The sequence below is a fragment of the Mucilaginibacter phenanthrenivorans genome (assembly GCF_024721155.1).
GTDB classification, from domain to species: domain Bacteria; phylum Bacteroidota; class Bacteroidia; order Sphingobacteriales; family Sphingobacteriaceae; genus Mucilaginibacter; species Mucilaginibacter phenanthrenivorans.
On the sequence record NZ_JAHVAP010000002.1, the window covers coordinates 201,643 to 221,969 of the forward strand.

Here is a 20,327-nt window from a genome sequence, read left to right on the forward strand (position 1 = left end):
TGAGTTAGAGAAATGTAATAATTGCTTTTTAGCATGATTTGACATATAGTTATTGGAAAAACAACCACTCACTTAATCAACCCAATCTAACTTAATCAACTAAAATTCCTACCTTTGGCCCCATAAATAATATGAGTTTTATATACAAAACCTGGTGGAAGGTATTAGTGGTTGTAACCATTATATACACCCTGTTTGCGGGCCTGATGTTTGGCGTGCCGCGGCTGGCAATACTGCACGAAACTATCCGCAATCTTTATTTCCATGTGCCCATGTGGATGGCGATGCTTACGGTGTTCGTAATTTCGGTTATCTTTAGTATCAGGTATTTAGCTACAGGGAAGGAAGAATATGACCTGATTGCAGTTGAATGCGTAAACACTGGGATGCTGTTTTATGCACTGGGCCTGGTTACGGGGATGATATGGGCTAAGTTTGCCTGGGGTGCTTACTGGAGCGGCGACCCTAAACAGAACAGCGCAGCTATTGCCTTCCTGTTGTATTGCGCGTATTTGGTGCTGCGCAACTCGATAGACGAAGAACAAAAGCGGGCGAAGATCTCGGCTATCTATAACATTTTCGCATTCCCGATAATGATCGTATTGATATTTATTTTACCAAGAATGACAGATTCCTTACACCCAGGGAACGGCGGTAATCCGGGTTTTAATAAATACGATTTAGACAGTCGCATGCGCGTTGTGGTTTACCCTGCGTTTTTAGCGTGGAGCTTTTTGGCAATATGGATCGCTTCGCTTCGCTACCGCATCCGTTTAATTGAATACAAAAGGAACGAATTAAATTAACATGAAGAAAATATTGGTTTTAGCATCTTTGCTGCTAATGTATTTTGGGGCATTTGCCCAGCCAGGTCAGGATGTGGAAATGGCCGATGCGTTGCGTGCTTCGGGTAAGATATATGTCGTTATCGCAATAATTGTGGTGATTTTTGTGGGCCTGGCCATTTTTTTGTTCTCGATAGACCGGCGATTAAAAAAACTCGAAAAGGAAAAATAGTTCAAAAATCAGGTTTAAACAGTTTAAACATACATTTCAATGTAATGTTAAAACTTTGGCCGGATTATGTAGATAATATATTTGCGATATTGATAAAAAAAGCATCAAATTTGCATACTTTTTTAACGATTTAATAATTATCAAAAATTTTATGGCTACCAATAACCCGGCTGCTGATCAGGATACCCACTTTTTTGGTGACGTATGTAAGAACTTTGATTACGCGGCTCAATTTACAAAACACGATTCTGGTCTGCTCGATCAGATCAAATCTTGCAACAGTGTTTATCGTTTCAGATTCCCTATCCGCAGGGGAAACGGCTTTGAAGTGATAGACGCATGGCGTGTTGAACACTCACAACACCAGTCGCCAACAAAAGGCGGGATCCGCTACAGCGAAATGGTTAATGAGGACGAAGTAATGGCGCTTGCTGCCCTAATGACCTACAAATGCGCCATTGTAAATGTGCCATTTGGCGGCGCTAAGGGAGGGATCAAGATCAACCCAAAAAACTACACCATCCAGGAGCTTGAAAATATTACCCGTCGTTACACGGTTGAATTAATTAAGAAGAACTTTATAGGCCCCAGTATTGACGTACCTGCCCCCGATTATGGATCAGGCGAGCGCGAAATGAGCTGGATAGCCGATACTTATGCTACCATGAACCCGGGTCAGCTGGATGCTATGGGAGCTGTAACAGGTAAACCAATCGCATTACATGGCATTGCCGGCCGCAAGGAAGCAACCGGACGTGGTGTTGCAATCGCTATCCGCGAATGCGTAAGTGTTGGCGAGGATATGCAAAAAATTGGCCTTTTGCCCGGCATCTCTGGTAAAAAAGTAATTGTACAGGGCCTTGGTAACGTGGGTTACCACTCTGCCAAATTTTTAGCCGAATTCGGCGCGCTTGTAGTTGGTTTGTGCGAATTTGAAGGCGCTATTTATAATGCTGATGGTTTGGACGTTGACGCAGTATTTCAGCACCGCAAGGTAACCGGATCTATCTTAGGATATGCCGGTGCAAAACAGGAATTCAAAAATTCCCTGGAAGGTCTCGAGCAGCCTTGTGATATTTTGGTCCCTGCTGCTTTGGAGAACCAGATCACAATCGCTAATGTTAAAAATATCAAGGCAAAAATTATTGCGGAAGGGGCGAATGGCCCAACCTCACCCGAGGCGGAAGCTATTTTTTACGCGGCCGGTGGTTTAATAATTCCTGATATGTATGCCAATGCCGGCGGTGTTACAGTATCTTATTTCGAATGGCTTAAAAATCTGTCGCACGTAGCGTTTGGCCGTATAAACAGGCGTTTTGAAGAAAATTCGAACCTTAACCTGGTAAATATGGTGGAAGGCATCACCGGTGTTGCATTAACTGCAATGCAGCGTTCAACCATTATAAAAGGAGCATCAGAGCTTGAATTAGTAAATTCAGGTTTGGAGGATACTATGATCCGCTCATACCACGAGATAAGGGAAACTTATAAGAATAATCCTAAAATTGATACGCTTCGCAGCGCAGCAATGGTTGGCGCTATTAACAAAATTGCGGTATCGTACCAAAATCTTGGTATCTGGCCATAAATGTTATTCGTCTTTTTTGATACAGGGCTGGATATAACTGATATCCAGCCTTTTTTCGTTTATATTGTTACAAGTACCACATATTCATTTTTCTGATAATATCATTTAAAGTTTTTACATTTAATCCTCCAATTGGATAAGGATGTTTAAACATTTAGTTATTATATTTTTATTCATCAGTATTAATGCCTATTCTCAGGTCCCTAATGTCGGTTTTGAGGATGGTTCCTTTAGTGGGTGGAAATGTTATATAGGAAGCGTTGACCCTGACGGGACCGTACACGTGAATCCAACCCCTGCGGTTTACAACAGGCAGACTTTAATAGGCAAGGAGTCGGCTAATACGCTCGATCCATACGGAAAATTTCCAATTCTTTGCCCAAATGGCAGTAAATACTCCATCAGGCTGGGTAACTCCGATACCGGCAAGCAAGCGGAACGTGTTACTTATACTTTTACAGTTCCAAATCAACCTTCCTATAGTATTTTATTTGACTACGCAGTTGTTTTAGATAATTTCAGGCATGCCGATTATCAGCAGCCCAAATTTGTTGCCCAGGTTTATGACATAACCAGTGGAAAATACCTTGATTGCCCGTCGTTTGACTTTGTGGCTTCGTCAAGTTTACCTGGCTTTAAGTTATCAGCAGATACGGGTGCAAGAAATTCGAGTATCTATTATAAGGATTGGTCAACCGCATCGATTGATTTGAGCAATCATATTGGTGAGGTAATCCGGCTGGAATTCACTACTAACGATTGTACAAAGGGCCAGCATTTTGGTTATGCATATCTCGACATCAATGAAAATAACGGGGTTTCTATAGCAGGTAACGCGTATTGTGCAGGGCAAACATACATGACGCTTTACGCGCCAAACGGATTTCAAACTTATCAATGGTATAATGCAGACATGACGCAGAAAGTTGGTACCGGCCAGAGCCTTACCATTTCTCCGCCGCCGCCTGATGGTACGGCTTATACGCTCCAGATTTTTCCATACGACGGTTTGGGTTGCATTGATATCTTACACACAACAGTCAACAAAATTGATGAGGGATTTCGCTTGAGTGTTTTAGACACGGTGTTTGGTTGTCCTGGCATTGGCGCGGATCTTACCGAGCCCAAAGTAACGGCGGGCACAAGCGTAGGTGCTACTTTAAGTTATTACACTGACCCCTTAGGCAGCAGCTATTTGTACAAGCCAGATAGGATTACCGTATCTGGGAAATATTACATCCAGGGAATGAATGCGGAGGGATGTATGAATATTTTACCCGTGAATGTCGTAATTGCCACACCCCAGTTGGTAGTTGTCGATCCGCCTACAGTTGTTTTTCCCACGACCGTAGATCTGACTAAAACCTTTGTTCATCTCCCCCGGCTAACCTACAGCTATTATAGTGACGCTGAAGCCACCAAACCCGTTAGTAATTATACTGCTATAAGATATGCTGGCGTGTTTTATATAAAAGCTGAAAGCGACTACGGTTGCAGCACTATACAGCGCGTGGATGTGGATATTCAGCCGCCGCCCCCATATACCATTGTTGCGCCAAATACATTTACACCTAATAACGATGGTATTAACGACAACTTCTCCTTAACGATAGATGGGCAGCTTACATTTAAAAGCGTAAGAATATTTAATCGTTACGGTAAACTGGTATTTACTGCTAAATCGGCTGCCGACTATTGGGATGGCAACTACAATCGACAAAATCTCCCGGTAGGTGTTTATTATTGGGTATTTGACGGGGTGGATAATTATAGGCAAACAAAGGTAAGCAAGGCCGCATCTATTATGCTTTTGCGGTGAGGGGTGGGAAGTCCGAAAGGCCGAAAGTCCGGGAGCCGGCGAAGCCTGAAATTTAATGCCCGACGGATTTAAACTTGCTTGTATGCAACCATGCTATTTTTTACTTTCGGACTCTCTGTCAGCAACAAGTTGGATGGGGCCATAGCATGCACAAACCTGGCTACCAGGTTACGAACTGCAAATCACAAACATCCCGGTTTTGTTGGTGACAACGCCAACAAAGGCGAAAAATAAAAACTTACGGATAAATCTGTAACGCAGACCGAGGTTATTACTCTAAAAGCTAATCATCCTTACGCAATATATAATATACACAATGAAAAAGATTTTAATACTTGGTTTAATAGCAGTGGCCATTGCTGCAACAGTCCTGATCCGAAAAAACTCAATAGAAAACAATATCGGTACTTTTGCCGATGCGAAAAGCACAACCTATGAAGTACAGGTTATAGGGCACCTGGATAAGCAAAAAGAAATTCATAATGAAGATAATAACTTCTCTTTTTTTATGAGGGACAGTGTTGGTCAGGAATGCAAAGTGATATTTACAGGTTTTAAGCTCGATTCACTGGAACGATCAGCTTATATTATAGGTAAGGGACATATGGATGGTAATGTATTTCGTGCATCGTCATTAACAGCGATGATGAAGCCCTGATAAACCATCACTACAGGTATTTTATTTATTAAGAATGATTATAAATAAGATTAATGTCTTGTAATAAACATTATTACATTAACGTTTTGTATTTTTGTAATCCGAAACAAAGTAGATAAACCCGTAATGAAAAAAAGTGCCATATTTGGATTGATTGTAATTGCCATAGCAATAGCAACAATTATAAGTACTTACTCAAGTTCAAGTACTTACGGATCATTCAGTGATGCTAAGAAAACTGCTGATGAACTGCACATAGTTGGCCATTTGGATAAGGGAAAAGAACTTTACTATGATGCTTCCAAGGATGCCAACTACTTTTCATTCTTTGTGAAGGATAACAAAGGCGAAGAATGTAAGGTGATATATACCGGCACCAAACCCCAGGACTTTGAAAAATCGGAGCAAATCGTGCTTACCGGCCGCATGACGGGCAATGAATTTCATGCATCAACCATCCTGTTGAAATGCCCTTCAAAGTATACCCAGGACAAAATAGAAGTTACAGAGTTCAAAGCCAAAACGGCTTCAATATAAAATCACTTAATGGATATAGCTTTTCAAGGCGAACACCTGCTGCCCGGTAATATAGGTAAGGTATTTGTCATTCTATCTTTCGGCGCGGCGTTACTTTCTGCCATAAGCTATTACTTCGCTACTACTAACACCAACAAGCTGGACAACTCCTGGCTAAAGATGGGGCGCATAGCCTTTTGGGCCAATTCCATTTCCATTTTAGGAGTTGGTGTGATGCTCTTTTATATTATCTACAATCATTATTTTGAATATCATTATGCCTGGGCATATACTTCGCGCTCGTTGCCGGTATATTACATCGTTTCAGGTTTCTGGAATGGGCAGGAGGGCGGTTTTTTGCTTTGGACTTTCTGGCAGGCGGTTTTAGGTAATATCCTCATCTGGCGCGCAAAATCATGGGAAAAACCGGTGATGACGATTATCTCGTTTTCACAGATCTTCCTGGCATCCATGTTACTGGGCATTGAGGTTTTTGGCGCCCGCATAGGCAGTTCGCCATTTTTGCTTTTGAGAAAGGCAGTTGAGGCCCCCATATTTTCAAGGCCCGACTATATGTCGTTTATAAAGGATGGCCAGGGTATGAACCCTTTGCTGCAAAACTATTGGATGGTTATTCACCCACCAACTTTGTTCCTCGGTTTGGCATCTGTAATTGTGCCATTTGCTTATGGCATTGCCGGCTTATGGCAACGTCGCTACAAGGAATGGGTTGCGCCGGCAATTTCATACGGATTGTTTGCTGCAATGATATTGGGTACAGGTGTAATTATGGGATCATTATGGGCTTATGAATCGCTTAATTTTGGCGGGTTTTGGGCCTGGGACCCGGTTGAAAATGCATCCATATTTCCGTGGCTTACCCTTGTTGGCGGATTGCACGTTTTAATAGTTTATAAAAATACAGGGCATTCTTATTTTACAGCTACCTTTTTAGTGCTGATGAGCTTTGTGCTGGTCGCTTATTCGTCGTTTTTAGCGAGGAGCGGAATCCTGGGTGAAACTTCCGTACACTCGTTTACCGATCTGGGGATGTTCTGGCAGTTAGTCGCGTTTATCGCGGTGTTCTTAGCAATAGCTATCTACTTTTTGATAGCCCGGTTTAAGGAAATGCCTATCACCAAAAAGGACGAGGATACTTATTCGCGTGAGTTCTGGATGTTTGTTGGTTCGATATTCCTGGGTTTATCCTGCTTCCATTTAATCCTGGTTACCTCAATCCCCGTATGGAATGCGATGTTTGGCACTAAGATAGCGCCGCCTATCGACCTGGTGGGGCATTACAATGTTATCCAGGCCTCGTTCGCAATGGTTATTGCTATTTTAACCGGCTTTACCCAGTTTTTAAAATACAAGAAAACCGATGTTACCCGTTTTTTTATAACCACCCTGCTTTACCTCATTTTTGCGGCCTTAATTACCGCATTGATAATTTATACAAGCGGTTTATATAAACTGCACTTTGTGTTCTCTCTGGTAATGTTCGGTTCAATCTACTCGGTATTGGCCAACGGAAAGGTGTTTTCTGACTCGTTAAAGGGTAAGTTTAAGCTTGCCGGCTCGGCAGTGGCGCATATTGGTTTTGCGCTGATGCTGATAGGAGCATTAATAGCTGCGGGTACCCGTGGTGTGGTTTCAAAAAATGAAACCGGTAATCTGGGCATTCCGAACTTTGATAAAAATGCCGGTGCGGGTGATGCAAAGGAAAACATAATGATCTACCGGAATGAACCTGTTAAAATGGGAGGGTATACGGTTACCTACCTGGGCGACTCCACAGCAGAGCCTAACCATTATTACAAGGTAAACTATAAACGCTATGACGCTAATGGCAAGTTAGTTGAGGAGTTTTTGTTGAAGCCCAATGTACAGATCAATCCGCAAATGGGTTTGGTGCCATCGCCGGATACAAAACATTACCTGCTGCATGACTTGTACACCCACATTACGGCATTGCCGCCAAACGCGGGCAAGCCTGCCGGTTCGCAGGATGCAGCTGCGCATGGCGAGGAAGATGATGACAAGAATTATGAGGAGCCTATCCCGCATGAAGTTGCGGTTGGTGATACTATTCCATTCAGGGATGGCTATATTGTGTTAAAGTCGTTAAATAAGGAAGTACAGGTACAAAACATACCGCTTACAGGCAGCGACGTTGCCATTGGCGCAAAACTGGAAATTGTATCGCACAATAAAAAATACGCCGCCGAACCTGTTTTTATGATAAAGAACAAAAGCGTACTTGATTTCTACCGTAAGGTTGACGATGTAGGCCTAAAGCTGCGTTTGTCGAAGATCCTGCCGGATAAAAATAAAGTAGAGATTGTTGTTTACCAGCAGCCGCGCAACAAGAAACCATGGATAGTAATGCGAGCGCTTGATTTCCCTTATATTAACTTTCTTTGGGCAGGAACTATTATCATGATCATCGGGTTTTTACTTTCAATTTCACGCAGGAACAAAGAATTGAAGACTGTTTAACAATTGTTAAATGGAAGGTTGGTCGGCACACCGTGAGAAGATTAGCCAAAATGGGTTTACTATTTTGGAAGATGTTTATAAGCCGGAAGAGATTGCTGCAATTATCGATGCCATCAAAGCCGCTGACCAATCAAACCTGACATTTCGTAAAACCGATGATCTTTTCGCGATCCGCCAATTTTTAAAAGAAGTACCGGAAGTTAAACAGCTGATATTTAACGAAAAGTTGAAGGCGCTTATCGGGCATTTATTTAATGATGAATACTTTATCGTTAAAGCCATCTATTTCGACAAACCTGAAAAATCAAACTGGTTTGTTGCCTGGCACCAGGATCTTACAATTTCGGTTGACAAAAAGGGTGACTTGCCCGGTTACGGCCCATGGACAACTAAATTAAATCAATTTGCTGTTCAACCACCTGTAGATATTCTTCTGGATAATTTTACCATCCGCATTCATTTAGATGATACGGATGAAGGTAATGGTGCTTTAAAGGTTATTAAAGGCTCACACCTTAATATAGCCCGCCCAGAAAATTTAAATAAGGATACGATCATCGACACAAGCTGTAATGTACCGGCTGGAGGAGTTATGATCATGCTTCCATTGTTAATGCATGCTTCAAACCGCACAACATCCAATAAAAAAAGACGGGTTATTCATATAGAGTTTAGCAGGCAGGAATTGCCGGTGGAAATAAACTGGGCGGAACGGGAGAGTTATTGAATCAATTGTCAGAACGGTTAATCAGTTTTTAAGGTACCGTACCTTATCCCAACATCAACCAGGAATTGCTTAAACAAATTAAGTTTTTGCGTACAATCTGTTCCTATAGTTATTCTATCCGATAGCGAATTTGTTTTCTCACACTCAAAGCAAATCTCCAAATAGTCATAAATTATGCCGTGCTTGTCGTAAAAAAGTAGTGCATTACGCGGACTAAAGCATGCGTGGCCAGAGTCACCCATATGTGAGCCTTTTCTCCTGTATGTCGTATTGTAGATTATCCGGGTAAGACTCGAAACTTGAGTCGACGTAAGCGTTTTTATTTCTTTAAGCGATGAATAGTTTAATTTGCCATGCTCTACATGTAAGTCACTCCTGAAAACGGTATCAGGGAGTTTGGATGTGGTATCGCCGATCAATACGTCAGGAGTGCGTACACTCCATTTATAAGATACAGCAACAATTTTCGCTGCGTTTGAAAATGGATATTTAGCCAAACGCTGAGCTAAAGAAAACCTGTTATTAAAAACGCAGTCATCATATGAAGCCGGATGCTTCTCCCAGCGCAATTTGTATTCTTGAAACGGCGTTATAGTTTTTTTGTGCCGATGTTTGGCTGTGTCGATCAGCGAACGATTTGCAGCATGTAAGTGGCTGCTATAATAAAGTAAGGTAGGCAAAACAAAAAATAGCAAGATGTGCTTCATCGGAATGAATAGGTTACCTTATAAAATTACTAAATAAAGATCTGGAAGCGCAATAATCTTCTTAAAATTGCATCCTATGCGCATCACCATAATAGGTTCAGGAAATGTAGCAACGCACCTCGCTGCGGCGTTTAAAAATGCCGGGCATCGCATTGTGCAGGTTTATAGCCGAGATGCGCACAACGCTGCTTTGCTGGCTTATCACGTAGGGGCCGAAGCAATTGATGATTTAACCCTGGTAAACCCTGAAACGGATGTTTTTATAATCGCCGTAAGAGATGACGTTATAATTAAGTTGGCGGAAAAATTGGCCCCGTATAAAAAACTGATAGCACACACCTCGGGCGCAACGCATATCGAGGCGCTATTGGCTATTACCGATAATGCAGGTGTATTTTATCCGCTGCAAACCTTTAGCAAAACAAAGGAGGTGGATTTTTGGTCGGTTCCCTTGTGTATTGAAGGAGCTGATGAGCAAATAACCCGCAACCTGGAGCAACTTGCCCGAACCGTAAGTAATAATGTTTACCGGGTGAATTCTTTACAACGCAAAACACTGCACCTTGCTGCTGTTTTCGCCTGCAACTTCCCCAACTATTTATACGGCGTAGCGCAGCAATTGCTGGGTGAACAGAACATGGGTTTTGAAATGCTTCGCCCGCTGATTTTGGAAACGGCTCAAAAAGTACAGGCACACTTTCCGGCTGATGTACAAACCGGTCCCGCAGTGCGTAACGACGAAAATACAATGGCTGCACACCTGCAAATGCTTGGTAATGACCCCGAGTTGGCGAAGATATATTCATTGTTAAGTCAGGAGATTATCAAAAACAATAATGGGGGGCACAGGCACGGGTAATTTTGTTACTTTTGCTCCAATGAACATTTTTAAAGTTAAGATAAGCTTTGAGGAAAAGGGTTTGGAGAGTGTTGAATTGCCCATTGCCGAAGGTGAATCTGTATTAGACGTTTGCCTGGAAAATGGCATTGAACTGCAGCACAACTGCGGCGGGGTATGCGGATGCAGCACCTGCCATGTGTACGTAAATAAGGGGATGGATAACATCCAGGAAATTTCAGATAAGGAGGAGGATTTTATCGACAGGGCCGTTAATCCGCGCATAAACTCGCGTTTGGGCTGCCAGTGTGTGATAATTGATGGCGATATAGAAATAACTCTGCCCGACCAAAATCAATTCCTGGGGCATTAGAACCGGGATTACACCGATTTTAGGTGATTACACTGATTTTTATACGAATAAGTAATATTCAAAAAATGAACGACGACAAATTCAGCCTGCCTATTCACTGGAACGATCATGAAGATATCGCAATTGAGCTTTATGAAAAATTTGGTGATGACTTTGGCGAATCAAAAATATATCGCATCCGTTTTACCGATCTTTTGGAATGGGTGCTTTCTCTCCCTAACTTTGCCGGTACCCGTGAAGAATCAAACGAAGGCCACCTGGAACAGATTCAGTCGGCCTGGGTTTATGAATGGCGGGATAATCAGTAAGAGAGTTGGCAGTAGTCTGTTATCTGAGCAATCATCCCTAAATCGGTGAAATCATAAATCTAATCGTCGCAATAATAAAATATGGAATCATTTTTATCCAAACTTAAAGAAATAACTACGTTTGTTTTTGACGTAGATGGTGTGCTTACTGACGGTTCTGTTTTTGTGACAGACGAGGGTTTGCAAAGCCGGGCCTTTAATATAAAGGATGGATACGCCTTACAACTGGCCGTAAAATGCGGATATAACGTTGCCACGGTTTCGGGTAGCCGTTCAAAAAGCCAGCTGCACCGCCTAAACAGTTTAGGGGTGAGCGATGTTTACATGGGTATTCATACCAAGATAACCAAGCTGAAGATTTATTTAGAGGAAAAAAGCATCAGTCCCGAAAATGTACTGTACATGGGTGATGACATTCCCGATCTTGAAGTAATGAAATTTGTAGGCCTGCCTGTTTGCCCTGCAGATGCCGTTGAAGAAATAAAGGCCATAAGTAAATACGTTTCCCACTGCGCAGGAGGCAAGGGCTGCGCCCGTGATGTTATTGAAAAAGTGCTGAAGGTGCAGGATAAATGGATGACCGAGGAGGCGTATAGCTGGTAGGGGGCAGTTCATAGTTGATGGTTCATAGTTAATGGTAGCTGCGAAGTGATTTGAACTTTAATCAGCAAAAAGAACTTTCTACTATATATCCTGACTATTTTTCTTCCGGCTATGAACCATGAACTATCAACTATGAACCACTAATAATGAACCACAAAATCATATTAGCATCCAAATCACCACGTCGGCAAGAATTGTTGCGGCTGATGGATCTTGAATTCAGGATTGTGCTGAAGGATGTGGATGAATCATACCCGGATAATTTAACGCCGGAAGAGGTGGCGGTTTACATCGCCACGAAAAAAGCAGAAGCATTTGACGAGGCAATTACAGATGAGATCGTACTCACAGCAGATACTATTGTTTGCATCGACGACCTGATTTTGGGTAAACCTGAAAATGCAGATCATGCTATAGAGATGCTGCGGCTGCTTTCGGGCAGAATGCATAGGGTGATAACCGGCGTTTGCTTGTTGTACAAACACCAGTATCATAGCTTTTACGATGTTTCTGAAGTATACTTCGGGAAGCTTTCTGATGAAGAGATCAGTAGCTACGTTAATAAATACCAGCCTTTTGACAAAGCCGGTTCATATGGCATCCAGGAAAGAATCGGACTGATTGGCATTGAAAGAATAAATGGCTCATATACCAACGTGGTTGGCCTGCCGACTGAAAAGCTTTACAGAGCTTTGGAAAAACTATAAACGCTACCGCGGGTTTAGCAAAGCGTTACCCGTGGTGCGGCATATGGTAAGCTTTCAGCTTACCTAAATTTCAGATCAATTTTTGTTAGTTACAAAATAGCATTGGCTAAGCTGAAAGCTTAGCCAATGCTATACCACGAGTTACGCTGCAGCTAAACTCGCGGCAGCAAATCTTTTATTTAATTGTAACAGTATTATTCTTCCTGTTAATATCGGGCAGTGCATTATCTGGATCAACCGTTACGCTTTCCACTTCGGTAGTGGTTGGGATGGTAAAAGTGATCGCTTTGTTTTGCAGCCAGGTTTCAACTGGGAAATAGGTGCGTTGTTTGGTTCCGTCCTTTAACTTCACTTCAACAGTAAACGGCATGGCCATTTGCTGTTTGTTGGCAACAGTGATCTGTACGCCGTTCTTAGGATCTTTGTTAGCATATTTCGCATCTATCAGATCAAGATCAAGCGACCAGTTATTATAGAACCAGCCTTTCCAAAACCATGATAAGTCCTCACCACCGCCACTATCCATCGATCTGAAAAAGTCATCAGGCTGTGGATGCTTGTAGGCCCACTTGGCAATATAATTTTTAAATGCATAGTCAAACCGGTTTTTCCCAAGGATCTGCTCGCGCAGCAAAATCATGCCAAACGCTGGTTTGAAATATACCAGGGGGTGCCTGTATTTTTCAGGAACCGCGTCGGCCGCAGTCATAATAATAGGGGCATCCGGGTCCTGGATTATCGGGACTATCTCGTCCGCCGGATTACCGCCGCCGGGTGCATACTCCCCGTCACGCTTGGGAGCAAATTCACCATGATTAATTTCATCGGATGCATAAACGTCAATAAAGGTATTAAATCCTTCATCCATCCAGCCAAAACGGCGTTCGTCGCTGCCTACTATCATTGGGAACCAATTGTGGCCAATCTCGTGCGCAGTTATCCAAAACAGTTCGCTGCCCTTATCGGTAATGCCGTCGAATATGATGCCCGGGTATTCCATGCCTCCGGCTATACCAGCCTCGTTAACAGCACAAGGGTAGGGGTAAACAAACCATTTTTCAGAAAAGTATTCAATAGATTTTTTTAAATATTCGGTTGCACGGTCCCACTTTCCGGTACCTGCACTTTCAACCGGGTAAACAGACATAGCCAGCGATTTTTTGCCGCCCGGCAGGTTAACCCTTGCCGCATCCCACACGTAAGCTTTTGAAGCGCCAAGGGCAACGTCGCGCGTATTCAGCATTTTGAAGTGCCAGGTTAGGTTAGCCTTGCCTGTTGGACGGGAAGCTGCGCTGGTTACTTCGTTTACGTCCCTTATCATGATGGTTTTATCGCTGTTGCGGGCAGTATTCAGCCTGCTTACCTGTTGCGCCGTAAGCACTTCTGTTGGATTCAGCAATTCGCCTGATCCGGCTAAAATCATATCTGCAGGTGCAGTTACTTTATAATCGATGTCGCCATACTCTAAATAAAATTCGCCGCTGCCCAAAAATGGCAGGGTATCCCAGCCGCGGGTGTCGTCATAAACGCACATGCGTGGAAACCATTGGGCAATTTCATAGATCTTGCCATTTTTGGTATCCACGTAATCTGTACGACCGCCAAAATTGCCTGGAATGGTGTATTTGTATTTTATAATGAAGTTTAAAACGCCACCATTAGCGGTTATAGCTTTTGGTAAACGGATCTGCATCCGGGTATCAGTAACCACAAAATCTGCTTTAGTGCTTACCGTTCCGTTTGTAACAGTAATCGATTCGATATCATAACCAGTAGTATGCTGGTTCGGGCCGGGAGCAAAGCCGGTGGCAAAATTAGAACGGGCCTCTTTTTTGTAAGTATTCTGATCCAGTTGCAGCCATAAGTACTGCAAAGCATCGGGACTATTGTTTATATAGCTAACTTTTTCGATAGCGGTTAATGTTTTGGCGGTGGTATCAATTGCTGCGTCAATGGTATAGTTTACCCGGTTTTGCCAGTATTTAGGGCCTGGTTCGCCATTGGCAGAATGAAATTCATTGCCCTTTTCGCTATAAAAAAGCGGCGAGAATAATTCAGAAGGCTGATAGCTGGTTGTGATGGTGTCGTTGGTGTTATTTCCCCGGCGACGGCGTTGGGCCTGCGATGAAATAACTAAAAGCAAAAGAACGGCGGTGCCGATGAGTTTCAGTTTCATGGAATGTCAGTTATGGATGCAATATACAAATGATGGCGATAAGTTCCCATTTGCTTTATTAAAGATGAGCAGGAATTATTTTTTTTAATTGGTTTATGGAAAAACGTGTTGTGGTGCATCATTAATAAAAATCATTATTATGACGTCAATAACAAACATCCACATTCCTGAGCCTTGCCATCAGCAATGGCAGCAAATGACACCAGCAGATAATGGCCGCCACTGTGAGCAATGCTGTAAAACGGTTGTCGATTTTACAAAAATGAGCAATAATGAAATTATTAGCCATCTTTCAACTAATAGGCATGTTTGCGGCAGGATTGGAGAGCAGCAGGTAAACAGTATCAATATGCAGTTGGTTAGCCGGCAACCTCAAAATAAAGGCGGCTGGGTTAAGTGGATGATGGCAGCCGCGTTATTTGCCAGTACTGCTTATAGCCGTGCAAATGCACAAAGCGCAACCCATGCTATTGAACAAACCGCTAACAGTAATACGCAAGGGGGAAGCTTTCGTTTAGTAGGTAAAGTAGCTTTCCCCGATTCAGCCAGATATCAAATCATCACCGGAAGGGTAACTGACAATAATAACAAACCTATCATTGGTGCAACAATAAAAACAGATCATGGAAACGCAGCCGCACAAACCAATGTTGACGGAAATTTCCGGTTACGGGTGCCATTATCAACTAAGAGGCTCACCATTAGTTTTTTAGGCTTTGAAAGTACGGTTGTAGAGTTGAAAAAAGCTGGTGAGGTTTTAAAAGTGAAATTGAAGGAAAATACGATAATGCTTGGAGGATTAGGGGTTACCAGATCAACTTTACTCAAGCGGCTGTATGTCCGGTATGTACCGAATTCAGTTCGGGGAATATTTATTCGCGAAGCATGATCAGGATAAGAAAGATTACGATTCCTGAGCGATGTAATCAGCAGTGGGCGCAAATGACAACTGCCGACAATGGCCGCCATTGTGAGCAATGTTGTAAAACTGTTGTCGATTTTGCAGCAATGACGGATGCTCAATTAATTTCATACCTCGTTTCCCACAATAATGTTTGCGGCAGGCTTAGCGGACCACAGCTGAGCCGGGTTAATTTACAATTGAACGGGCAGGATGCAAAACCCAAAACCGGCTGGAAAAAGTGGGTAATAACCACGGTTTTATTAGGATCAACGGTATTTTATAAAGTACACGGGCAAACCGCCCCCGGTACACCAAAGTCTGAACAAAGCATACCGGAGAGTTACCCTGCCAGTGTGAATATAGGAAAGGGTGTTGCTCACAAAGGCTCTGAAAGGATAATCACAGGCCGGATTGTTGACGATGCCTGTATGCCGTTGCGTGGAGCAACCGTGAAGGTTGTGGGGACTAATATAGTTCTCCCATCCGACACGAACGGCAGGTTTAAGTTTCATGCCCCAATTGCAGCCAAACTACTCACTGTAAGCTTTGTCGGTTTTGAAACGGAAACCATAGATATAGATAGTATACAAAATGGTGTTCACGAAGTGAAATTGACGCCGCAAGTCCTGTCAATGAACGGCGTAGTGGTAGTGCCGGGGTACTATGCCCAGCGCCGTACCGAATTGGTGGGCGCCATATCTGTGGTGATAACAAAAAAACACTGCTGGTTGTGGCGCATGTATTACAAATATATCAGGACGCCAATCCATAATATATTTTATTAATTTTTTAAGATATCCCTATCATTTCCATCAATACCTCCTCCTTTAGCGAGCTTGCCAACATGCCAATTTCATCAACCCAGGGTTTTTGATAATAACGGTAATTTCATCTCTACCAAAAGGTCCGTATCTTTCAAAAAAAATCGCGGTGCATTTTCCTGTAAACATCCCTTTAGGCAAATCTTACATCCCTGTCCATTTCATTTGTGAAACGCTGGCATATTTCGTAGGATACCGGTATTATGCTTATTTAAGAAGGCACAGCCATGATGCCATTAGTTCTGAAAATCGCTTACTCATATTTATTGGCGCTGCATTGGGGGCGTTAATTGGATCGCATTTAATAGGTGTATTTGAGAATCCCTTGTTGCTGCCCCATTTTAATTTAATGTATTTGATGGGTAACAAAACCATCGTCGGCGGAATGCTCGGTGGACTAATAGGAGTTGAACTAACAAAAAAATTGATCGGCGTAACCGTATCGTCCGGCGATATGATGGTTTACCCGCTTATACTGGCCATGATAATTGGCCGCACCGGTTGTTTTCTCGCCGGGCTTGAAGATGGTACTTATGGCATTGCATCTAACCTGCCATGGGCGATTGATTTTGGCGATGGTGTTCGCAGGCATCCCACAAACTTATACGAGATCGTATTTTGGTTATTGTTATGGGTTAGTTTGAAGGTTGTTGAGAAAAAACACCAGTTTACTGATGGCTCGAAATTTAAGATTTTTCTTTCGTCGTACCTCCTTTTTCGTTTTATGGTTGAATTTATAAAGCCTGATTACTTTTTTAGTTTTGGCTTATCGGTAATTCAATTAGTTTGTATTGCCGGGATTTTGTATTATTATAAAGTATTTCTCTATCCCACAAAATTAATAACCCAACATGCCTGAACGCCCTTATATATACTACGATTTTACCTTAAGTATTTGTTCAACCTGCTTGCGGCGGGTGGATGCAAAGATTGTTTTTGAGGACGATAAGGTTTATATGCTGAAAAACTGCAGGCAGCATGGCTTCGAAAAGGTTTTAATTGCTACGGATATTGAGTATTACAAAAACTGCCGCAATTATGCCAAGCGCAGCGAAATGCCACTAAAGTTTAATTCAAAAACTCACTTTGGTTGTCCTTATGATTGTGGCCTGTGCCAGGATCATGAGCAGCATTCATGCCTTACCGTTTTAGAAGTTACGGACCGGTGTAATTTAAGCTGCCCAACGTGCTATGCCATGTCGTCGCCCACGTATGGCAGGCACCGTACATTGGTAGAAATTGAGCAAATGCTGGATGTGATTGTTGAGAATGAGGGTCAGCCAGATGTCGTGCAGATCAGCGGAGGAGAGCCAACAGTACATCCCCAGTTTTTTGAGATTTTGGATATTGCCAAAACAAAGCCCATCAAGCATCTGATGCTGAATACCAATGGGATAAGGATTGCCAAAGATGAAGCATTTGTACAACGACTGGCAACTTATATGCCCGACTTTGAGATCTACTTGCAATTTGATTCCTTTGAAAAGGAGGCGCTTGAACAGCTTCGCGGCGAGGATTTAAGAGAGGTAAGGCGCAAAGCGATAGAAAATCTTAATAAATACAACCTGTCGACTACGCTGGTGGTCACTTTGCAGAAGGGTTTGAATACACATGAGATCGGTAAAATAATTGAATACGCGCTTCAGCAGCCATGTGTGCGGGGCGTTACGTTTCAACCAACGCAGCAGGCTGGGCGATTGGAGAATTTCAACCCGGCTACTGATCGCTACACCTTAACAGAAGTGCGATCGGCCATATTGGAGCAGACTGATATTTTCAATAAGAACGACCTGATCCCGGTTCCGTGTAACCCCGATGCTTTGGTTATGGGTTACGCGTTAAAGTTGGGCGGCCAGGTTTTTCCCTTAACCCGGATGATTAACCCAGACGATCTGCTTGATAATTCAAAAAATACCATTGTTTATGAACAGGATGAAAAATTGAAAATGCACTTGCTTAATATGTTCAGTACCGGGAATTCTGTTGATAAGGCCGGGGAACATCTGAAATCAATTATGTGCTGTCTGCCCGAAATTGATGCGCCTAACCTGAGCTATGATAATTTATTCAGGGTGATAATTATGCAGTTTATTGATGCGCAGAATTTTGATGTGCGGGCGATAAAAAAATCATGCGTACATATTGTAAATAAGGACATGCAAATCATCCCGTTTGAAACTATGAATATTTTTTACCGGGATGACAAAATTGAATACCTGAACCAGCTGAGAAACGAAATACCCGTATAATGGAAAATGACAATTTAAACCGAGATAACCCGTTTGCAAAGGGTGGAGAGCCAGGCAAAAAGCCTGCTAATGATATTACGATTGTTGGGTATAATATACTTGCGTTCGTTGTTTATACGCTCATTTTTAAGCTAATGGGTGAGGCCGGTCTTTTTTTCGAAGGAATAATTTTAGTGATACATGTTTCGGTATGCATTATTGTTGCGATAGCCGCCAGAAACTGGTTTTGGGTGCTAAGCGCTTTAATAGTTTTGATAATAGGCGTTTCTTCCTGTGCCTATCTTTTAACTTTATAGAAAATTTGAATGCCTGAAAACTCTCCAAATACAAAAATAATTGTTGTAGCAATAAACCTGGCTATCCTTGTCGCCTATACAGTGTACTTTAAAACAAGCTCGACAGATTCACTCACTATTTTACTTGAAGCCATTGCAATTGGGATTCACTTTATCACTTGTTTATTGCTAGCAATTATTGTTTACCGCAAGGAATTTTTATTGAGCGCTTTGGTGATTTTGTTAATAGGATTTTCAAGTTGCTGGATTGTTTTTAGCTAGCCCTGCATCTCAACCAATACTCCCTCCTTTAATGAGTTAGTGGACATAGCCACCTTTTCAATCCCAAGCCTGTCAATAATAAACCGGGTTAATATGGAGGCTGTCACAATCATATCTACCCTTACAGGAATAATGTTGCTGTTCCCCAACCGTTGCTGATGAGATGACAGGATAATGCGTTCTATGAGTTTTAACAGTTCGGTTTTATTAAACTCGTAATGTCTGGTTTTTTTTAGGTCGAATTGGTTTCCCTTATCAGTTTCAATGATCGCCGCGTAGCTTTCAAATACGCCGGAGGAGCCAATTATATTTTCAATGGTGTAGTTTGCCGTGGCGGTAAACAAGTCGGTCAAGCAATCCTGTAAATAAAAATTCAGGGCGGTGATTGATTCGGGAGGGATAGGATCGTGCCTGTGGAAATTATCCATCAACCGCGCTGCACCAATTTCGAAGCTTTGCTTCCACTTTACCTGCTGATCATCACAAACAATAAATTCAACACTACCGCCGCCAATATCTACTATCAAACTGTTTTGCGAAGATAGGCCACCGCCGGCACGGACGCCTTTATAAATGTAAGCTGCTTCCGCATTGCCATCAATAATTTCAATGGCTATCCCGGTCTCCGCTTTAACCTTTTCAATAAACTCCTGTCCATTGGTCGCACTGCGCAGGGCAGATGTTGCTATCGCCCTAACCTGTTGCACATTATTATCCAGGATAAGCTGGTGGTATTGCTGCAGGCTTTTTATTCCCCTTTCAAACGCTGCAGGTTGGATATAGCCCTTGTTGATGCCGCCCTCGCCAAGCTTTACCGGGTCCTGTTCGTGAACTATTTCGGTATATCCATCGCCATTCTGCGCTGCTATCAGCAGGTGAAAGGTGTTGGTGCCAAGATCCATTACTGCTACAGGGTTGTTCATATCCACTAATAAATGAAAAATCCCGGTAAAAGTTTAATTTTTTAAATATTTACCAATAGTTATTTACTTGCGTAGCATCACTGTGCTTTACTTTCTTTTTACAATGCTCCGTTAGGAGCAAAATATAGGTAGAAAAAATAAACGAATAATTTGCGCTCCGTAGGTGCGAAACCTTTTGGACTATTTTATGGCGATTCCTTTGCGGCGGTGTTATGTACCTACGGCACAAAAAATATTTTATATTTCCTTCTACCAATATTTGACCCCGATGGGGTAGTCAAAAGCTTGTCATTAATTTATGGGTATAAGCCCTTGAAATAAATCGCAAGCGCTTACA

The 20,327-nt window shown here is 42.5% G+C and carries 22 protein-coding genes; 19 read left to right on the forward strand and 3 right to left on the reverse strand.

The window, feature by feature from the left end; translation table 11 throughout:
* Window positions 1-131 precede the first annotated feature (131 nt).
* From KXD93_RS05550 to KXD93_RS05590, 9 genes are all read left to right on the forward strand, one after another.
* The gene (locus tag KXD93_RS05550; protein ID WP_373417346.1) at window positions 132-806 is read left to right on the forward strand and encodes a cytochrome c biogenesis protein; all 675 of its coding nucleotides are present in this window, start codon (window positions 132-134) and stop codon (window positions 804-806) included.
* A gap of 1 nt (window position 807) precedes the next feature.
* Window positions 808-1,017: a CcmD family protein gene (locus KXD93_RS05555; protein ID WP_258135912.1), complete on the forward strand. Its 210-nt coding sequence runs from the start codon at window positions 808-810 to the stop codon at window positions 1,015-1,017.
* 151 nt (window positions 1,018-1,168) lie between these two features.
* Window positions 1,169-2,605, forward strand: a complete 1,437-nt coding sequence (locus tag KXD93_RS05560; protein WP_258135913.1) for a Glu/Leu/Phe/Val family dehydrogenase — start codon at window positions 1,169-1,171, stop codon at window positions 2,603-2,605.
* Between the two features lie 142 nt (window positions 2,606-2,747).
* The gene (locus tag KXD93_RS05565; protein ID WP_258135914.1) at window positions 2,748-4,424 is read left to right on the forward strand and encodes a T9SS type B sorting domain-containing protein; all 1,677 of its coding nucleotides are present in this window, start codon (window positions 2,748-2,750) and stop codon (window positions 4,422-4,424) included.
* A 90-nt stretch (window positions 4,425-4,514) separates the two neighbouring features.
* Entirely contained in the window at window positions 4,515-4,658 is a 144-nt protein-coding gene (locus tag KXD93_RS05570; RefSeq protein ID WP_258135915.1) for a hypothetical protein, read from the forward strand.
* Between the two features lie 82 nt (window positions 4,659-4,740).
* A complete protein-coding gene (locus KXD93_RS05575) occupies window positions 4,741-5,082 on the forward strand; it encodes a cytochrome c maturation protein CcmE domain-containing protein (protein ID WP_258135916.1) in 342 nt (113 codons plus the stop codon).
* Window positions 5,083-5,208: 126 nt separating this feature from the next.
* Window positions 5,209-5,619 (forward strand): cytochrome c maturation protein CcmE domain-containing protein, encoded by a 411-nt coding sequence (locus KXD93_RS05580; protein ID WP_258135917.1) that lies wholly within the window; start codon window positions 5,209-5,211, stop codon window positions 5,617-5,619.
* A gap of 9 nt (window positions 5,620-5,628) precedes the next feature.
* Window positions 5,629-8,097: a cytochrome c biogenesis protein CcsA gene (gene ccsA / locus KXD93_RS05585; RefSeq protein ID WP_258135918.1), complete on the forward strand. Its 2,469-nt coding sequence runs from the start codon at window positions 5,629-5,631 to the stop codon at window positions 8,095-8,097.
* A gap of 10 nt (window positions 8,098-8,107) precedes the next feature.
* The gene (locus KXD93_RS05590; RefSeq protein WP_258135919.1) at window positions 8,108-8,824 is read left to right on the forward strand and encodes a phytanoyl-CoA dioxygenase family protein; all 717 of its coding nucleotides are present in this window, start codon (window positions 8,108-8,110) and stop codon (window positions 8,822-8,824) included.
* A gap of 17 nt (window positions 8,825-8,841) precedes the next feature.
* Here the strand turns inward: KXD93_RS05590 and KXD93_RS05595 are convergent, their stop codons facing one another.
* On the reverse strand, window positions 8,842-9,531 hold the full coding sequence (locus tag KXD93_RS05595) for a hypothetical protein (RefSeq protein ID WP_258135920.1): 690 nt from the start codon (window positions 9,529-9,531) through the stop codon (window positions 8,842-8,844).
* Between the two features lie 67 nt (window positions 9,532-9,598).
* On the opposite strand from KXD93_RS05595, the gene KXD93_RS05600 reads away from it, so the two are divergent.
* From KXD93_RS05600 to KXD93_RS05620, 5 genes are all read left to right on the forward strand, one after another.
* A complete protein-coding gene (locus tag KXD93_RS05600; protein ID WP_258135921.1) occupies window positions 9,599-10,390 on the forward strand; it encodes a Rossmann-like and DUF2520 domain-containing protein in 792 nt (263 codons plus the stop codon).
* A gap of 19 nt (window positions 10,391-10,409) precedes the next feature.
* On the forward strand, window positions 10,410-10,742 hold the full coding sequence (locus KXD93_RS05605; RefSeq protein ID WP_258135922.1) for a 2Fe-2S iron-sulfur cluster-binding protein: 333 nt from the start codon (window positions 10,410-10,412) through the stop codon (window positions 10,740-10,742).
* A gap of 65 nt (window positions 10,743-10,807) precedes the next feature.
* Window positions 10,808-11,050, forward strand: coding sequence for a Fe-S cluster assembly protein IscX (gene iscX, locus KXD93_RS05610; RefSeq protein ID WP_258135923.1), 243 nt, complete (start codon window positions 10,808-10,810; stop codon window positions 11,048-11,050).
* 81 nt (window positions 11,051-11,131) lie between these two features.
* Window positions 11,132-11,653, forward strand: coding sequence for a KdsC family phosphatase (locus tag KXD93_RS05615; protein WP_258135924.1), 522 nt, complete (start codon window positions 11,132-11,134; stop codon window positions 11,651-11,653).
* Between the two features lie 146 nt (window positions 11,654-11,799).
* Entirely contained in the window at window positions 11,800-12,360 is a 561-nt protein-coding gene (locus tag KXD93_RS05620) for a Maf family nucleotide pyrophosphatase (protein WP_258135925.1), read from the forward strand.
* A gap of 175 nt (window positions 12,361-12,535) precedes the next feature.
* Here the strand turns inward: KXD93_RS05620 and KXD93_RS05625 are convergent, their stop codons facing one another.
* Entirely contained in the window at window positions 12,536-14,536 is a 2,001-nt protein-coding gene (locus tag KXD93_RS05625) for a M1 family metallopeptidase (protein WP_258135926.1), read from the reverse strand.
* Between the two features lie 139 nt (window positions 14,537-14,675).
* On the opposite strand from KXD93_RS05625, the gene KXD93_RS05630 reads away from it, so the two are divergent.
* The 5 genes from KXD93_RS05630 (at window position 14,676) to KXD93_RS05650 (ending at window position 18,806) form a co-directional block, all read left to right on the forward strand.
* Window positions 14,676-15,425 (forward strand): carboxypeptidase-like regulatory domain-containing protein, encoded by a 750-nt coding sequence (locus KXD93_RS05630; protein WP_258135927.1) that lies wholly within the window; start codon window positions 14,676-14,678, stop codon window positions 15,423-15,425.
* Window positions 15,422-16,225 carry a carboxypeptidase-like regulatory domain-containing protein gene (locus KXD93_RS05635; RefSeq protein ID WP_258135928.1) on the forward strand — a complete coding sequence of 268 codons (804 nt, stop codon included), beginning with the start codon at window positions 15,422-15,424 and terminating at the stop codon, window positions 16,223-16,225. Before KXD93_RS05630 ends, KXD93_RS05635 begins: the two co-directional genes overlap by 4 nt.
* Window positions 16,226-16,370: 145 nt before the next feature.
* Window positions 16,371-17,120, forward strand: coding sequence for a prolipoprotein diacylglyceryl transferase (locus tag KXD93_RS05640; protein WP_258135929.1), 750 nt, complete (start codon window positions 16,371-16,373; stop codon window positions 17,118-17,120).
* Complete coding sequence (locus KXD93_RS05645) at window positions 17,113-18,510, forward strand: radical SAM protein (protein WP_258135931.1); 1,398 nt, start codon at window positions 17,113-17,115, stop codon at window positions 18,508-18,510. The genes KXD93_RS05640 and KXD93_RS05645 overlap by 8 nt, the downstream gene beginning before the upstream one ends.
* Window positions 18,510-18,806 (forward strand): hypothetical protein, encoded by a 297-nt coding sequence (locus KXD93_RS05650; protein WP_258135932.1) that lies wholly within the window; start codon window positions 18,510-18,512, stop codon window positions 18,804-18,806. The genes KXD93_RS05645 and KXD93_RS05650 overlap by 1 nt, the downstream gene beginning before the upstream one ends.
* A 257-nt stretch (window positions 18,807-19,063) precedes the next feature.
* On the opposite strand, the gene KXD93_RS05655 is transcribed toward KXD93_RS05650, so the two are convergent.
* On the reverse strand, window positions 19,064-19,990 hold the full coding sequence (locus KXD93_RS05655; protein WP_258135933.1) for a Ppx/GppA phosphatase family protein: 927 nt from the start codon (window positions 19,988-19,990) through the stop codon (window positions 19,064-19,066).
* Between the last annotated feature and the right edge of the window lie 337 nt (window positions 19,991-20,327).

Bases quoted from the DNA above. Each gene is read 5' to 3' on its own strand.
- KXD93_RS05550 (WP_373417346.1), top strand. From the start codon at position 132: ATGAGTTTTATATACAAAACCTGGTGGAAGGTATTAGTGGTTGTAACC.
- KXD93_RS05555 (WP_258135912.1), top strand. From the start codon at position 808: ATGAAGAAAATATTGGTTTTAGCATCTTTGCTGCTAATGTATTTTGGG.
- KXD93_RS05560 (WP_258135913.1), top strand. From the start codon at position 1,169: ATGGCTACCAATAACCCGGCTGCTGATCAGGATACCCACTTTTTTGGT.
- KXD93_RS05565 (WP_258135914.1), top strand. From the start codon at position 2,748: ATGTTTAAACATTTAGTTATTATATTTTTATTCATCAGTATTAATGCC.
- KXD93_RS05570 (WP_258135915.1), top strand. From the start codon at position 4,515: ATGCTATTTTTTACTTTCGGACTCTCTGTCAGCAACAAGTTGGATGGG.
- KXD93_RS05575 (WP_258135916.1), top strand. From the start codon at position 4,741: ATGAAAAAGATTTTAATACTTGGTTTAATAGCAGTGGCCATTGCTGCA.
- KXD93_RS05580 (WP_258135917.1), top strand. From the start codon at position 5,209: ATGAAAAAAAGTGCCATATTTGGATTGATTGTAATTGCCATAGCAATA.
- ccsA (WP_258135918.1), top strand. From the start codon at position 5,629: ATGGATATAGCTTTTCAAGGCGAACACCTGCTGCCCGGTAATATAGGT.
- KXD93_RS05590 (WP_258135919.1), top strand. From the start codon at position 8,108: ATGGAAGGTTGGTCGGCACACCGTGAGAAGATTAGCCAAAATGGGTTT.
- KXD93_RS05595 (WP_258135920.1), bottom strand. From the start codon at position 9,531: ATGAAGCACATCTTGCTATTTTTTGTTTTGCCTACCTTACTTTATTAT.
- KXD93_RS05605 (WP_258135922.1), top strand. From the start codon at position 10,410: ATGAACATTTTTAAAGTTAAGATAAGCTTTGAGGAAAAGGGTTTGGAG.
- iscX (WP_258135923.1), top strand. From the start codon at position 10,808: ATGAACGACGACAAATTCAGCCTGCCTATTCACTGGAACGATCATGAA.
- KXD93_RS05615 (WP_258135924.1), top strand. From the start codon at position 11,132: ATGGAATCATTTTTATCCAAACTTAAAGAAATAACTACGTTTGTTTTT.
- KXD93_RS05620 (WP_258135925.1), top strand. From the start codon at position 11,800: ATGAACCACAAAATCATATTAGCATCCAAATCACCACGTCGGCAAGAA.
- KXD93_RS05625 (WP_258135926.1), bottom strand. From the start codon at position 14,536: ATGAAACTGAAACTCATCGGCACCGCCGTTCTTTTGCTTTTAGTTATT.
- KXD93_RS05630 (WP_258135927.1), top strand. From the start codon at position 14,676: ATGACGTCAATAACAAACATCCACATTCCTGAGCCTTGCCATCAGCAA.
- KXD93_RS05635 (WP_258135928.1), top strand. From the start codon at position 15,422: ATGATCAGGATAAGAAAGATTACGATTCCTGAGCGATGTAATCAGCAG.
- KXD93_RS05645 (WP_258135931.1), top strand. From the start codon at position 17,113: ATGCCTGAACGCCCTTATATATACTACGATTTTACCTTAAGTATTTGT.
- KXD93_RS05650 (WP_258135932.1), top strand. From the start codon at position 18,510: ATGGAAAATGACAATTTAAACCGAGATAACCCGTTTGCAAAGGGTGGA.
- KXD93_RS05655 (WP_258135933.1), bottom strand. From the start codon at position 19,990: ATGAACAACCCTGTAGCAGTAATGGATCTTGGCACCAACACCTTTCAC.